The sequence below is a fragment of the [Bacillus] enclensis genome, from assembly GCF_001456935.1.
Taxonomy (GTDB): domain Bacteria; phylum Bacillota; class Bacilli; order Bacillales; family Bacillaceae_B; genus Rossellomorea; species Rossellomorea enclensis.
The window spans coordinates 648,237-662,749 of record NZ_KQ758482.1 but is presented as its reverse complement, the minus strand read 5'-3'; the positions used below and the strand labels follow the sequence as shown (position 1 = coordinate 662,749).

19 protein-coding genes and 1 pseudogene are annotated in these 14,513 nt (G+C 41.5%); 13 read left to right on the top strand and 7 right to left on the bottom strand.

What is annotated here, in order from left to right; translation table 11 throughout:
* The first annotated feature begins 78 nt into the window (after window positions 1-78).
* From AS034_RS03260 to AS034_RS03250, 3 genes are read left to right on the top strand one after another with little or no spacing between them, the layout of a single operon-like run.
* Window positions 79-1,596 carry a spore germination protein gene (locus tag AS034_RS03260; RefSeq protein ID WP_058297522.1) on the top strand — a complete coding sequence of 506 codons (1,518 nt, stop codon included), beginning with the start codon at window positions 79-81 and terminating at the stop codon, window positions 1,594-1,596.
* A complete protein-coding gene (locus AS034_RS03255) occupies window positions 1,580-2,689 on the top strand; it encodes a GerAB/ArcD/ProY family transporter (protein WP_058297521.1) in 1,110 nt (369 codons plus the stop codon). Before AS034_RS03260 ends, AS034_RS03255 begins: the two co-directional genes overlap by 17 nt.
* Window positions 2,686-3,792, top strand: a complete 1,107-nt coding sequence (locus AS034_RS03250) for a Ger(x)C family spore germination protein (RefSeq protein ID WP_058297520.1) — start codon at window positions 2,686-2,688, stop codon at window positions 3,790-3,792. Before AS034_RS03255 ends, AS034_RS03250 begins: the two co-directional genes overlap by 4 nt.
* A gap of 27 nt (window positions 3,793-3,819) precedes the next feature.
* Here the strand turns inward: AS034_RS03250 and AS034_RS03245 are convergent, their stop codons facing one another.
* From AS034_RS03245 to AS034_RS03235, 3 genes are read right to left on the bottom strand one after another with little or no spacing between them, the layout of a single operon-like run.
* On the bottom strand, window positions 3,820-4,134 hold the full coding sequence (locus tag AS034_RS03245; RefSeq protein WP_058297519.1) for a DMT family transporter: 315 nt from the start codon (window positions 4,132-4,134) through the stop codon (window positions 3,820-3,822).
* Complete coding sequence (locus AS034_RS03240; protein WP_058297518.1) at window positions 4,122-4,478, bottom strand: DMT family transporter; 357 nt, start codon at window positions 4,476-4,478, stop codon at window positions 4,122-4,124. Before AS034_RS03240 ends, AS034_RS03245 begins: the two co-directional genes overlap by 13 nt.
* 3 nt (window positions 4,479-4,481) lie before the next feature.
* Complete coding sequence (locus tag AS034_RS03235; RefSeq protein WP_032088083.1) at window positions 4,482-5,078, bottom strand: TetR/AcrR family transcriptional regulator; 597 nt, start codon at window positions 5,076-5,078, stop codon at window positions 4,482-4,484.
* A 148-nt stretch (window positions 5,079-5,226) separates the two neighbouring features.
* Here AS034_RS03235 and AS034_RS03230 point away from each other — a divergent pair, with 148 nt between their 5' ends.
* From AS034_RS03230 to AS034_RS03210, 6 genes and pseudogenes are all read left to right on the top strand, one after another.
* On the top strand, window positions 5,227-5,556 hold the full coding sequence (locus AS034_RS03230; protein WP_058297517.1) for a hypothetical protein: 330 nt from the start codon (window positions 5,227-5,229) through the stop codon (window positions 5,554-5,556).
* Window positions 5,557-5,636: 80 nt separating this feature from the next.
* Window positions 5,637-6,005, top strand: coding sequence for an aminoacyl-tRNA hydrolase (locus tag AS034_RS03225; RefSeq protein WP_058297516.1), 369 nt, complete (start codon window positions 5,637-5,639; stop codon window positions 6,003-6,005).
* Between the two features lie 22 nt (window positions 6,006-6,027).
* A complete protein-coding gene (locus AS034_RS03220; protein WP_058297515.1) occupies window positions 6,028-6,372 on the top strand; it encodes a VOC family protein in 345 nt (114 codons plus the stop codon).
* Between the two features lie 91 nt (window positions 6,373-6,463).
* Entirely contained in the window at window positions 6,464-6,682 is a 219-nt protein-coding gene (locus AS034_RS03215) for a hypothetical protein (protein ID WP_058297514.1), read from the top strand.
* 397 nt (window positions 6,683-7,079) lie between these two features.
* Window positions 7,080-7,241 (top strand): annotated as a pseudogene (locus AS034_RS23465) (phosphotransferase family protein); the annotation flags it as partial.
* A 762-nt stretch (window positions 7,242-8,003) separates the two neighbouring features.
* Complete coding sequence (locus AS034_RS03210; protein WP_058297513.1) at window positions 8,004-8,465, top strand: NUDIX hydrolase; 462 nt, start codon at window positions 8,004-8,006, stop codon at window positions 8,463-8,465.
* A gap of 358 nt (window positions 8,466-8,823) precedes the next feature.
* On the opposite strand, the gene AS034_RS03205 is transcribed toward AS034_RS03210, so the two are convergent.
* Window positions 8,824-9,024, bottom strand: a complete 201-nt coding sequence (locus AS034_RS03205) for a hypothetical protein (RefSeq protein WP_058297512.1) — start codon at window positions 9,022-9,024, stop codon at window positions 8,824-8,826.
* Window positions 9,025-9,193: 169 nt separating this feature from the next.
* Here AS034_RS03205 and AS034_RS03200 point away from each other — a divergent pair, with 169 nt between their 5' ends.
* On the top strand, window positions 9,194-9,775 hold the full coding sequence (locus tag AS034_RS03200; RefSeq protein ID WP_058297511.1) for a histidine phosphatase family protein: 582 nt from the start codon (window positions 9,194-9,196) through the stop codon (window positions 9,773-9,775).
* A 25-nt stretch (window positions 9,776-9,800) separates the two neighbouring features.
* Window positions 9,801-10,187, top strand: coding sequence for a thiol-disulfide oxidoreductase DCC family protein (locus AS034_RS03195; protein ID WP_058297510.1), 387 nt, complete (start codon window positions 9,801-9,803; stop codon window positions 10,185-10,187).
* On the opposite strand, the gene AS034_RS23110 is transcribed toward AS034_RS03195, so the two are convergent.
* The 3 genes from AS034_RS23110 to AS034_RS03185 form a co-directional block, all read right to left on the bottom strand.
* A complete protein-coding gene (locus AS034_RS23110) occupies window positions 10,180-10,362 on the bottom strand; it encodes a hypothetical protein (RefSeq protein ID WP_141687657.1) in 183 nt (60 codons plus the stop codon). The genes AS034_RS03195 and AS034_RS23110 overlap by 8 nt on opposite strands.
* A 257-nt stretch (window positions 10,363-10,619) precedes the next feature.
* A complete protein-coding gene (locus tag AS034_RS03190) occupies window positions 10,620-11,018 on the bottom strand; it encodes a secondary thiamine-phosphate synthase enzyme YjbQ (RefSeq protein ID WP_058297509.1) in 399 nt (132 codons plus the stop codon).
* A 24-nt stretch (window positions 11,019-11,042) separates the two neighbouring features.
* Window positions 11,043-11,771, bottom strand: a complete 729-nt coding sequence (locus tag AS034_RS03185) for a LamB/YcsF family protein (protein ID WP_058298078.1) — start codon at window positions 11,769-11,771, stop codon at window positions 11,043-11,045.
* A gap of 637 nt (window positions 11,772-12,408) precedes the next feature.
* On the opposite strand from AS034_RS03185, the gene AS034_RS03175 reads away from it, so the two are divergent.
* A complete protein-coding gene (locus AS034_RS03175; protein ID WP_032088094.1) occupies window positions 12,409-13,089 on the top strand; it encodes a response regulator transcription factor in 681 nt (226 codons plus the stop codon).
* Window positions 13,086-14,513 (top strand): HAMP domain-containing sensor histidine kinase, encoded by a 1,428-nt coding sequence (locus AS034_RS03170; protein ID WP_058297507.1) that lies wholly within the window; start codon window positions 13,086-13,088, stop codon window positions 14,511-14,513. The genes AS034_RS03175 and AS034_RS03170 overlap by 4 nt, the downstream gene beginning before the upstream one ends.

The window sequence follows — 14,513 nt, the reverse complement described above, 5'->3', positions numbered from 1 at the left end:
CCCTTATGTCTGAAATGCATAACTGATATCTTCATGGAGACAATATTTAGAAACAAGCCCAGATGAAGGTGTTAAAAAATGAGTGGTTTTGATAAGAAGAATAAGAGGAAATTGAAACAGCTTATTCCTGCTGAAGAAGGACAGACGTTCCCCGTGGATGAAAGAATAGAAAAAATAAAAACAGGATTATATAATACTGATGATCTGAAAATCAGAGAGCTCACTTTCAATGAGAAATCTCTGTTTGTTTTATTTGTGGATTCCGTCATTGATAATAAGAATTTGCAAACTTATGTCATTCAGCCCATCAATGAAAAAAGAGAAGGGAAGCTTGAGAATGTAGTCAGTGCAAATTCGATCATTGAAGCAACGGATATTGATGAAGCATTGAGTGCCATGGTGGACGGCCACTGTCTGATATTAATAGACGGCGCTAAAGACATGCACCTGATCAGCATGCCGAAAGTGGACCAGAATATTAAGGAACCCATGAATGAAAAAGTAATCCGGGGTTCACACCAGGGTTTTAACGAAAGCATCACGAAAAATATTCACTACATCAGGGAAAGAATATCAAATCCAAGGGTGACCGTAAAATACGCAAACGTAGGAGAGACAACAAATACGAAATATGCACTGGTGTATGTTTCAGAACTGACAAATCCTGATTTGTTGAACAGAATCGAAAATCGTATCAGCTACATCGCTGCAGACTCGATCCAATCACCGGGCTATTTTGAAGAATATCTAGAAGATGATTCCTTCTCCCCTTTTCCGCAGTTTCTTAATACAGAGAGGCCGGACAGGGTGGCTGCTAACCTGATGGAAGGAAGGGTCGCCCTCGTCATGGAGGGAAGCCCTACAGTCTTGATCTTTCCTGTTACGTTCTTCAGTTTTTTACAGACAACAGAGGATTATAATAACCGATCATTCATCAGCTCATTCTTCCGGATCGTCCGGTTATTCAGTTTCGTGATTGCACTTTGTCTGCCCGCTTTTTATATTGCAGTCATTTCGTTTAATTATGAAATCATCCCGGTGGAAATTATTTTCTCGATTAAAAGTTCATTGGAATATGTTCCTTTTCCACCGCTCATTGAAGCCATGATCATGCAGCTTACCCTTGAATTGCTTCGAGAAGCGTCGATCAGGCTGCCGAATCCTATCGCGCAGACAATCGGTGTCGTCGGAGGTCTTGTCATCGGGACGGCAGTAGTGGAAGCGAATCTTGTATCGAACACGATGGTCATTGTGGTAGCGATCACAGCGATTTCATCTTTTGTCATACCATCCAATGAATTGAGCACTTCACTAAGGATTCTGGGTTTTCCTCTTATGCTGATGGCCGCTCTCTTTGGAATATACGGCATCGTGATTGGTCTCATACTCATCTTCATTCATATATCCAAATTAAAATCACTTGGAGAGTATTACTTCTACCCGGTTGCCCCGCTGGATGTCGGCAGGTTGAAAGATACTCTCATCCGGGTACCAATCTGGATGGTAAAGACGAGACCGAAGGATTTGAAAGCCCGATACAAATGGAGGGCATCATCTGGGTCAAGGGGATGGAAAAAAGATGAAAAAGCAGATTAAGCTAACTTCTTTTCAATTAAGCATCTTTATCATTCAAACCCAGATCGGTGTAGGCGTCCTGGGACTTCCTTTTAATGTGTTCTCTGTCTCCAAAGGGGACGCATGGATGTCCGTCCTGGTAGCAGGGGCTCTCGTCCAGTGTATCATTACAATCCTATGGCTATTAGGGCGCAGATTTCCTTCGAAATCACTTTTCGATTATTCAAGAGTCATTCTCGGTAAATTTGCATCCACATTAATAACGTTCGGTTACCTCATCTATGGAGTGCTTGTTGTCATTATCATTTTGATGTATGCGACTGCCATCGTGAAATCCTGGTCACTTCTTCTTACACCCACATGGGCTGTAATGTTAATGCTCATTATCCCAGGGTTTTATTTGGGCAAAGAAAAGGTAATGGAAATCAGCAACGTCTATGTAGTTGTGACAATCCTGATTGTCCTGCTGGTCGTCGTGTCAACAATCGTACTTTTCATTTATCCGGTTGATTGGCGCTATTTGTTCCCGATGGGGACATCCGGAGGGTTGACCATACTGAAAGGGGCAAAGGAAGCCTATTTTTCCATGCTGGGATTTGAACTTCTGTTGATCCTCTATCCTTATTTCCAGCACAATGGAAGTACTGCAATTTATAAAGCGGCGACTGCTGCGAATCTGTCCGTGACGCTTGTATATACGTTCCTGACAATCGTCAGCACAGTCACATTCAGTCCTGAAGAACTTAAAATCGTGCCGCAGCCCGTACTTTATTATGTTAAATCCCTCTACCTGCAAGTGGTGGAGAGGGTCGATTTGCTGTTTGCTTCATTCTGGGTCGTGAACGTCATTACATCTTTGACAAGTTACTTATTTCTTTGTACAGAATGCTGCAGTCATCTGTTCAAGAAGTTCAAGAAGCTAAAAAGAGGCTATTGCACAGTATTTTGGGGTGGGTTTGCATATTGTATCGCCCTGATCCCAGGGAAATTATCGGAGATGGACATAGTGAATAAGTGGGTTCTTGCCTTATCGTATATTTTTGTGCTTATTATCCCCATTACCCTATTGGGTGTATCGCTGATCTTCAAGAAAAAGGAGAGTGAAAGTGCTTGAATAAGAAGCTGAAGGCAGCATTGAGTTTACTTTTACTTCACTTATGTCTGGCAGGCTGCTGGGATCAACGATTGCTGAAGGATTCAAGGCTTGTCTATTCTTCGGCTTTTGATCAGGAAGACGACAACACAATATTAACGACTGCCATCATAAGAGACTTTCAGGGGGAATTCCCAACCAATGTAGAGCTCCAGGCAGTTGGCAAAACCCTGAGGGAAACCCGGATGAAGATGGACCGTAAAATCAATGGGAGGTTCGAACCTTCAAAGAACAGGGTCTTTGTACTTGGGGAGGACTTGGCGAAAAAAGACATGTATCAATTCCTTGATGTGTTTTACAGGGATCCCTCCAGTTCCATCTCAGCAAAAATAGCCATTGCGAAAGGACATGGGGGAGATCTTCTTTCAACATTGGGACAGAAGAATACACTTATCTCTGAATACCTTGCTGAGCAGATCACTAGTGCGGAAAACGCAACAGAGGTGGAAAAACAAAATCTGCAGACTGTATGTACGGTGATGTTTGATGAAGGAAAAGACTTCATGCTTCCCCTGCTTGCTTTGAAGAATAATGAAATAGAGTTAGAAGGGAATGCCCTTTTCCATAAGCACTCCATGACAGGGGAACTGAGTGTTACGCAATCTACATTATTCCTTGCACTTGCCAACAAAAAAGCAAAATTGGCAAGGTTTATTTCAGAAATGGATAAAGAAAATAAGTCCCCGCTGGATGACTATATTTCATATAGTCTGATAAAACCTAAGTCTAAAATGAAAATCATTTCTGATTCTCCGTATGATATAAAGGTTGAAATTAGCATGAAAACAGGAATTACAATTGTAGAATTTCCGGCGGATAAACTAACCGATAAGAAAAATGTTAAAAAAATCAACCAAAAAATACAGCATGATCTGCAGAAGCGAGCAGAAAAACTCATAGAAACGATTCAAACCGCCAATTCCGATGTTTTCGGTATAGGGAGGGAACTGATTGCATTCCATCCCAAAACATGGGAGAAAGTAAATTGGGATGAAGACTACAGAAAAATTACCATTATCCCAAAAATTAAAACAGAAATCGTTGGGAATGGGATCATAAATTAAAGTGTCCAGAAGAATCTGGACACTTTTTTATGACACGGTTTTCAACCCGATAATGCTGAAGATAATCAACCCGATGAAAAATAACCGGGAAGGATTTTTTTCTTCTTTAAAGAACAGCATCCCGATCAGAACCGCTCCTGCAGAACCAATCCCAGTCCAAATGCCATACCCTGTAGAAACAGGAATGTGAAGAAGGGACAGGGACAATAAATAAAAACTAAGAGCCCCAGCAGAAAAACTGAGTATGGACGGCACAAATTTTTTATAACCATCCGACAGCTTCATAAAGGTAACCATGATCACTTCACATAAACCTGCTGCAATCAAAATCATCCAAGCCATTCTTCTGCCACCTTTTCTTCGGTTTCTTTTTTATCACTCATTTTCAGTCCGATAACACCAAAAATGAGAGTTGTGATAAATACAATTTTCATCATATTGATTTCCTCCTGGAGAAAGGTCATACCAACGATCGCAGTTCCAGCAGCTCCTATCCCGGTAAAGACAGCATAAGCTGTGCCGATCGGCAGCATTCTCATCGAATTAGAGAAAAAATAAAAACTGACCAGGATCAGACCCGCTGTAATGACACTGGGCATGGGTTTCGTGAAACCTTCTGATAAATAGAGTCCAGTGGCCCAGCCGATTTCAAGCAGGCCGCCTATGATGACATAAATCCAACCCATGGATCATTCTCCTTTCCCTTTGAAAATACCAAGATTATATACTTTCCACACTGAATCCATTCGCTGCCGGAAAACTTGTTCATTATAATAATGATGTTCGAGGAATATACCATCTACCAAACAAAAGAAAGAAGCAGCAAATTCATTCCCGTCCACTTCACGGAGAATATCTGCCGCCTGGGCATCCTTATAAATCGCAGATAATATCTCTGTGACCACATTCTCGAATTCAAAGAACTTTTCTTCAATCATTTTTTTGAACTGTGGGGGCGGAAAAAAGGTGACCCTCTTCCAAAGTAACGCTTCCTCGGTTGTCATCAATCGTTGGCAATAAAGATCGAACAGCATTCGCAGGTTCGTTTTCGGTTCATCTTTTTTCATTTGCTCCTGAATATGTTGATATGCCGTTGTTTCAGAGAGCAGCAGATCATCCAATACAGCACAAAAAATATCCTCTTTATGATCAAAATGATTATAAATGGAGGGCTTTTTAATTCCAACCGCAAGGGCGATTTCATGAAGTGATGTATCTTCGTAGCCTTTTTCACCGAATAAGCGTAACGCAGCTTTCTTGATTCTTATTTTATTGCTCTGTTTCAAATCAAAAACCTCCAATAAACTAACTACCGTTTGTTAGTTCGGAGTATAACTTTTTTATGAGATTAATGCAATAGAAAAGATCTGTCATTTTTCCGGATTGATATACATATAATGGCTCTGTTGATTTTAACAGAGAGGCCGGGAGTTCATGAAAAGAGTACAAGTGAAATTTGTTGTGTTGGGTATACTGCTGGTATGTCTGCTTCTGCTGTTTAAAGTTCTCAATGATTTCGAAGGGAAGAAATGGATGATCATAGAGGAAAAATATTATCCCGGAAACACCCCCGGGATCCTGTTCGGAATCAACTCAGGGAACGCGTTGAAAAGAACCGGACAGAAATGTGCCATAGAATTCAAAAACGCCGATCGAAGCGAAATTTATCCGTTAGATTGTGACAGATACACTGATTTCCGGATTGGGGAAAAAGTAAAGGTGACAGTCAGTAAGGGTTCCATTGTGAAAATCAGAAGAAAATAATACGGCTTTACATTTCCCATCTTTTGAGAAAAACGCTACTATTAAATATAAAGATCACTTTATCAAAGGAGGGAGTAAAAATGACCAATAATCGAGACCTAGTGCAATACTTTGTAGTGAATAAAGACGTGAATATGTCAAAAGGTAAAACAGCTGCACAAGTTGCTCATGCTGCAACCTTAAGCACCCTGGAAATGGTGTCTGACAAAACTTCATTCGCTGATCGCCAGCCGGATTTCGTGGAGTGGCTGCAAACCGGAATGAAAAAAATCATCTTAAAAGGCAGTCAACCCCAACTGGAGAAACTTGAGAAAGGTGGATTTTTCAGCATCCGAGACAGCGGCTTGACGGAGATTCAGAAAGGGTCGCTTACCGTCATAGCGCTGCCGCCAATGGATAAGTGGGAAGCAAAAGAGATTGTAGGGCACCTTACATTATTGAAGAATTAAACATAATCAAGGAGGAGTGAATATGTTTTCTCGAATAGATACCATACATATTTCAGTCAAAGACCTGGAACGGGCCAGGGAATGGTATAGGTCTGTACTTGAGCTCGAGGAGATTTTCCACACCGGGCAGTATATCGTCTTCAAAGTGGGCACCGGTGAAACACCGATCACCATACAGGAGGGAGAAATTCATTCTTCATCGACGCGGACCATTCTGTTCTCTGATGCGTTGGAGGAAACTAGACTGAAGCTGATCGACCGGCAAGTGAAAGTCGGGGAAATTCAGACAGATGGTGGTGTGACATATTTTGATTTTATTGACCTTGACGGCAATCGGTTTGAAGTATGTCACTTTCTATCCGTCTAACTACCTGTTATGATTAAGTCTCACAGTAAATGTTAATAAGTTGATTTACTGGATGAATTTTCAATATGTTGCTTAGGGGAGGTGGAATAGTATGGATCAAGGTATGGGAATGGAAGGAATCGGGGTATTCTTTGGACTTTTTAGTATTTTGTATATAGGAATCGCACTATTTATTACGGTATTGACGATTGTGTTCATCTTTAAGGCCATGAGTTTCATGAAACATAAAACTGAAAACGACCGCAGGCTGTTGCAGGCCCTTGAAAAAATGGACCCGACTCATAAGCATGAAGACAAAGAATATTTATAGTGAATAACATTACCATTAAATCCAATGAAGCTTAAAATAACATGTTGACTTCAGAGGTGCAAACAAGCAAATAGTAAAGCAAAACGCACTGTATTTCATAATGAAATTCACAGTGTGTTTTTTGTTGTAACTAAAGATCTTATAGAACACTTAGATTTCGAACGGGCGGGTCACTTGAAGAAGGGGTATCTCTTCTGATGGCAGAATATCTATGAAAAAGTATGGTTTACCAAATGATAGCAAAAACTGGGGCAGCAATATTGAGCCAAGAAATTTTCAACTGTTACATAGAAAGTTTAATAAAAAGAGTTCCAAAGTTTGAAGACCCTGTATACATAGAGTGTCTCCATAATATTTACGATATGTTCAAGTCTGTGTCGTTTACCAAGTTTTAAATCACGGAGATTATCATTTAGGGAATACCATAATAACTAATGGAAACACACTTTATATTTTGGATTGGGAAAAAGCTTTTATAGGAGACCCTCGTTATGATATTGCACATACTCTTGTCTTGGGATACTCGTGGTTCGGGACTAGTTCAAAGAACCTATGCTAGATGCTTATCAGAACATCACGAACAAGAGAATTGCCCATTTGGATTGTTTTGAAGATTTATCAAGTTTTGACTCATTTACTAAAATGGTTCCCTTAATAGAAGGTGCCGATGATTCCCATATTCGTGACAGGTCGTTTGAATGGTTAATGAGACGTTACGAACTGTTTGTCAGACATAACGGAAAGAGAATAAATGCAGCTGAAGAATACTTACTCTCTAAATGTGTTCCATTCAAACTTTAGTTTTTAAGAGGGAAATTAGTTTAGGTATTAATTTGTTTGAAATGTACATTTAGGTTTAGCTCCACCAGCGGTTGATTGGAGTGCAAGACGTAGACTCCTGCGGGAGAAGTAGCTGATGTGAGACTTGTCTAGCTGCGGGGCTTAGAGGCACATGTCATAAGCCAAACCGGCCAAGAAGGCAAAGTACGCCTTCGTGGCCGATTCGTCTTATGCCACACGCCTCTGAGCAAAGCCCCTCCGCTTTTCTTCCCGCAGGAGCGCACGCGACGAGGAGGCTCACGGGCTACCCGCGGAAAGCGAAGTCTTGTACGGAAATCTCTAGCGGTATTTAGACCCCCTAAACTGAAATTTTTGTATGAAGAGTGTTTTTTTAGTTATGTCCAAGCCATCTTGTTGGAATGACATACACTGAATTACAGAATGGTACTACGTGATATTTTGGAAGTTTGCAACTCTCAAGTGAACCCGTTAAGCTAAGACTTCCAAGGTAATATTTTAAGGATAGGGAAGGGAGAATTTCATGGGATACATAGAGGATTTAAGAAAACTGATTGGGACCCGGCCGGTAATCCTGCCCGGAGCAGTGGTGATCATTTTAAATAAACATAACCAGGTACTCCTTCAGCAAAGACGATTCCCGAACGGTAAATGGGGATTGCCCGGAGGATTGATGGAACTGGCAGAATCCACTGAAGAAACTGCTCGAAGAGAAGTAAAGGAGGAAACAAACCTCCAATTGGGGAAACTTCACTTACTAAACGTGTACTCCGGCAAAGACCACTATATTAAAGCTGAAAACGGAGATGAATTCTACGTCGTTGCCACCGCCTATTTTACAAACGAATTTCACGGGCATATGAAAGCAGAGAAATCAGAATCCATTTCTTTGAAATTTTTCCCGCTTGATGACCTGCCGTCAAGCATGGTCAGAAGCCATGAAGAAATGGTACAGGAATATAAGGATAAATATTATATTTCCTAAAACAGAAGTTTACTACAAAAGTCTTGTATGCAATTCAACAGTATTCTTCAGTTTTCTTAAAAAAAATAAAATACACCCCCAAAAAATGATCCTGCTTCAACGAATAGTGTAATAACAAAGATCATTTTAAACAACCGGGAGGTATTTTAAGTATGAATATCGATGAAATACTGGAAGATACCGCACATCTTGCAAAAGAGGATATCCATTCACCAATCTATACATTCGATATTGACCGTCTGTTGGAACAAACTGACGACCTTTAAAGAGAGATATATTTTAATAAATTCTTATAAAAAAGGAAAGTCCCGTAAAGTGGACTTTCCTTTTTTGACGTCAAAGCTTTGTCTCTTTTAGCTTAATCATGACGTTTATGTTTATTTACCAGTTCTTTCAACATATTGATGATCGTTGCTCTTTCTTCATGATTGAAATTCTGAACCCATTTGTTGATAAGAAGATTCTCATCGCTCGAAAGATCCCTGTGTAAAGCATCTGTAAAGATTTCTTTGATTTCAGAGCCTTTTTTATGGTTATCAATTCCAACTTCTGGTTTCATAGATTGACTGCCTCCTTGTTTTTTTATTTATTTTCCCTAATATTGGTTATCGAAACATCTTCTTGGTGAATATCCGTTTACATGCCCGTTGATTTTTTATCCTCCATTACCTTAGTGGTTATGATAAAATCAGTGAAATAGGTATTTTGATAGAAAGGAAGATAAATACATGACTAGTATTTGCATCGTGCGACATGGGCAGACGGATTGGAATTTACATGGAAGACTGCAGGGGCAGACGGATATACCCCTTAATGAAACCGGCAGAAAGCAGGCTGAAGAATGCAGGGAGTTTCTTAAAGGTATGGAGTGGGATGTGGTCGTCACGACTTCACTTAAGAGAGCGAAAGAAACCGCAGAAATCATCAATAAAGACCTGAATCTGCCCTTGATTGAAATGGATGAGTTCAAGGAACGATATTTTGGCGACGGTGAAGGGCTGACACGAGAAGTGAGGAATGAGAAGTATCCTGAATTTATCTTTCCTGGTATGGAGTCCAGGGAGGACCTTGATAGAAGGATCGAAGAAGGGTTGCAGTCTGTCAGTACAAAGTTTCCTGACAAAAAAATCTTACTTGTGTCACACGGGGCCGTGATCCATGCAATCATCAAAAAGTTTCATATGGAAGGCAGTCAGCTCGAGGAATTCAAGTTGTTCAATGGCTGCTTGACTAATATAAGCCTCAAAAAGAATATCTGGAATGTGGAAAATTATAATGTAACAGAACACTTAATGGAATGTAAGAAATAACATATATGACAGGGGTGACGAGACAATGGCAGTCATTTTATTCGATGGTGTCTGTAATCTATGCAGCAGCTCTGTTCAATTCATCATCCAAAGGGATCCAGGAAAGGTGTTTAAGTTCGCTTCGCTGCAAAGTGAAACCGGAAAAAGGTATAAGGAGTTGTTCAATATTTTGGCCTCCACTGATAGCATAGTGCTCATCAAGGATGATAAAGTGTATATTGAGTCAACGGCTGCACTCCTGATAGCATCGCGATTAAAATGGCCGTGGAATTGGTTCCGCATTTTTCTCGGTATTCCTAAACCGATTAGGGATAAAGTTTATAAGTGGATAGCAGCAAACCGGTACAAGTGGTTCGGCCGAAAGGAATCCTGTATGCTCCCGAGCAAAGAAGACCGGGACAGGTTCATATGATAATGGAGACAAAACTTAAAAACCGATGTCTAAAGATGAACATTTTAGAGTGAACTCTAAACAACGCTAATGATTTCCGTGCAAGACTTCGCTTTCCGCGGGCAGCCCGTGAGCCTCCTCGGCATGCCTGCGGGGTCTCACCTGTCCAGCTGCAGGGCTTAGAGGCACATGTCATAAGTCAAACCGACCAAGAAGGCAAAGAACGCCTTCGTGGTCGATTCGCCTTATGCCACACGCCTCTCTTCAAAGCCCTTCCGCTTTTCTTATAAGCTACTCTTCCCGCAGGAGTCTTCGTCTTGCACTCCAATCAACCGCTGAATGAGCTAATCCCTAAATGTACAATGAACAAATTAAAAACCCGAACTAATTTGCCGCATTAGTTCGGGTTTTACTTAGATTATTTCACTTTTGTCCCAACTCTTTTTTAAATAGTCAAGTTCCCATGACATGAACGGCCATTTTCCGATGCCGTGGGCCGTCAAACTCACAGAAATAAATCCCTTGCCAGGTCCCCAGCAGTAACCGTCCATCCTTAACAAGGACTGTCTGTGAATGACCTGTCGTGCTCGTTTTCAAATGCGCAGCCGTATTGCCTTCCCCATGAAGGTCCTTGGTATGATTCCAGGGATAGACTTCATCCAGGCGCCTGATAAAATCAGTCTTGACATCGGGGTCGGCATTCTCATTGACTGTAATGCCCGCAGTGGTATGAAGGGATTGTATAATGACTGCTCCGTTTGATATACCGGATTTATCTACAAACTCCTGAACACGGTCAGTGACTTCTATCATTTCATCGCGCTTGCTGGTTTCCAGTTCCATTATTTTCATCTTTCAATCTCCTTCCTTGAGCATTCAGCTCAATGTTTCCTTTATTCTCCTTGCCAGGCTGACACCTTCTTTGTTATCTCCGTGAAGACAGATTGTATCTGCCTGTATTGAAATGACTTCACCGTTTGCCGTAACCACTTCCTGTCTTTTGACCATCCTCATCACTTGTTCTTCCACCTTATCTGCATCATGTAGTACGGAATTTGGAAGCGACCTCGGTGTGAGGCTGCCGTCCGACTGATACGTGCGGTCCGCGAATACTTCATGGGCGACCGTAAGCCCGGCCTCATTACCTGCGCTCGTCAGTTCACTTCCTGAGAGGCCGAATAATATGAGGGAATCATCGATATCACGTACAGCCCTCGCAATTGACTGGGACAGTTCAGCGTCCTTGGCAGCCATATTATATAATGCACCATGAGGTTTCACATGCGTTAGCGTCCCGCCTTTCGCCTTTACAATCGCCTGCAGTGCACCAACTTGATATAAAATGATTGAATACGCTTCATGTGAATTGATGGCCATACTCCTGCGGCCGAAACCCTGCAGGTCCGGCAGGCCGGGGTGAGCCCCGATCTTAAGCCCATGCGAGAGCGCCTGCTCCACCGTTTTCATCATTACCAGAGGGTCACCCGCATGAAAGCCGCATGCTATATTGACAGAGTCTACATACTTCATCATCTCTTCATCCTGCCCAATCGTGTAAGCCCCGAAGCTCTCTCCCAAATCACAATTCAAATCGATTTTCATCACAAGCATCCTTTCTTTCTTGAGCTATTAATGCAATATAATTGTTTATTATCTTATCATAAGTATGTATAGTAAAAAGAAAAAGCTTGATCCTAGGAAGGACTAAGCTTTAATTTGACCTTTTTGTAAAGGATTTTTATTTTTCCTTCTTCAGCTGGGTGGTTATCGTTAATAACCTTTGTACGAAGTATAAAATAAATGATTTCCTCAGCAATGGCAAATAGTATCAATAATGACACAAATAAAGAGATCCAGAAAGTCACCGACATCATTCCTTTCATAACAGGGATAATACAGTATATGGGTATATGTACCACTTAATGAAAACAGTTAAACACAGGTTGCAGCGTAAACATTTTCATAACTTGAGGATAAGTAGATTATAAATTTATTATGTAAACTCCTTATTTTAGCGGAATTTTATCATCTTCTCATCAGATTTTAATATTAAGGGAGCATGATGAACTTAGAGCAAAAAAGGGAGGTAATGATATGATGATGTTCATACGCTTCATACCCATCCTGTTTTTCAGCATCACGGCTTTGACGTTGTTTACGTTTCAGGGAATTGAGATTTTCCATGCCTTTTATGATTTTTTTTCAAAGAAATAAACGGATCAGAGATATAGCAGGTGAGTAAATGAAAAAAGTTTTATTAATCGAAGATGAAAAAAACCTATCACGTTTTATAGAACTTGAGCTTAAATATGAAGGATATGAAATCGGTCTTGCGTTTACAGGCAGGGACGGGCTGGACATGGCATTGAATGAAGAGTGGGATGTGATTCTGCTGGACCTCATGCTTCCCGGGCTCAATGGATTGGAGGTCTGCCGAAGAATCCGGCAGAGCAAGGAGACGCCGATCCTGATGATCACAGCGCGCGATAGTGTAATGGACAGAGTCTCCGGCCTCGACAGCGGAGCAGATGATTATATCGTAAAGCCTTTTGCAATCGAAGAGCTGCTCGCAAGGCTCCGCGCCGTTTTCCGGAGGACACAGAATGATGTCCCGCAGTCGCCCGTAACATCATATGTTCACAACAACCTGACTGTGTATAAGGAATCACGACAGGTATTCAAGGAAGGCAGCGAAATAGAAGTGACAAAGAGAGAATACGATTTATTGCTTGCCTTCCTGGAAAACAAGAATATTGTCCTGACAAGGGAAGTCCTTCTGAATAAAGTATGGGGATACGATACGGAAGTCGAAACCAATGTCGTGGACGTCTATGTCAGGTATTTACGGAATAAACTTGACTCTCCGGAAGAGGAAAGCATCATCCAGACGGTCCGCGGCACTGGATATGTGATGAGATCATGAAAAAGTTAAAGAGGTGGATCAAACCGACGTCCTTGAAGGTCAAATGGGCTTTGGCAGCGGGGTCCGCCATATTTCTAGCTTTCTTTCTATTCAGCTTCTTCCAATATCATGCCATTAACAAATGGATGCTTGATGAAGAAGAGAATAACTTCAGCAGGGTCCTTGATGAAATCACCGTATTCTTCAAACAGCGCGGGCAAAATGTGAAGCTTGAGGATATTTATGAAAGCAGAGACCTCATGAAGCAAATTGCAGAAAAAGATCAAACAATCAGGATATTGGACCGTCAGGGGAAGCAGGCCTTGGAAATCAGAGGGGAAAATGAGCCTGCTTTTTATATTCCTTTCCAGCCGGTCAGAGATAAAGAAGTAAAGTTGATCGAAACCGATGATAAAAAAATCCTTATCGGCCATTCTCCTATTCTTTCAAATCAATTCAATGGATACGTAGAAATCATCCAGCCCCTGAATCGTTATGAAAGTATCATGAAAAACCTCTTCTGGATGATGTCCTTCACCGGGGTTGCAGCATTATTATTAAGTGCGCTGCTTGGCTACTTAATGGCTCGGAATTTCATAAGGCCGTTGAATAAGTTATCAGAGGCCATGCGCTCCATTGAAAGGAATGGGTTTCAACGAAGAGTGGAAGCGACGAACGCTCATGATGAAATCAGTGAGCTTTCTCAAATCTTCAATAAGATGATGATCGAAATAGAGAGGTCATTCAGGCAGCAGCAGCAGTTTGTGGAAGATGCCTCCCATGAATTAAGGACCCCCATCCAGGTCCTGGAGGGACATCTCTCCTTACTGAACAGATGGGGGAAAAAGGACCCTTCGATCCTGGAGGAATCATTACAGGTTTCCCTCGAGGAGCTTGACAGAGTCAAACGCCTAGTGGGAGAACTGCTTGAGTTATCAAAGGCCGACCGTGAACTGGCGGATTATGAAAATGCCAAAGTAAATATTAAAGAAGTTTCACGCAAAATCATCCGTGATTTTGCATTCCTTCACCAGGACTATGATTTCGAACTCAGGGATGATCTCAAGGAGACTGCAGAGGCATTTATGTTAAAGAGGCATCTGGAACAAATACTGGTCATCTTACTGGATAATGCGGTGAAATACTCCGAAACACGGACCCGGGTGGAGGTCCGGATGTACGAACAGGACAAGCTGCTTGTACTTGAAGTGAAGGATGAAGGGATCGGAATACCTGAAGAAGACCTGCAAAAGGTGTTTGACCGTTTTTACCGTGTGGATAAAGCGAGAAGCAGGGAAAAAGGCGGTTACGGACTGGGGCTGGCAATTGCCTCCAAACTGATCTATAACTATGGCGGTACAATTGAAGCTTCGAGGAATGAACCTGCTGGAACAATTATACGTGTTTCATTGAAACGGGCAGCAAAACTCGAGGAAGAGAAATAG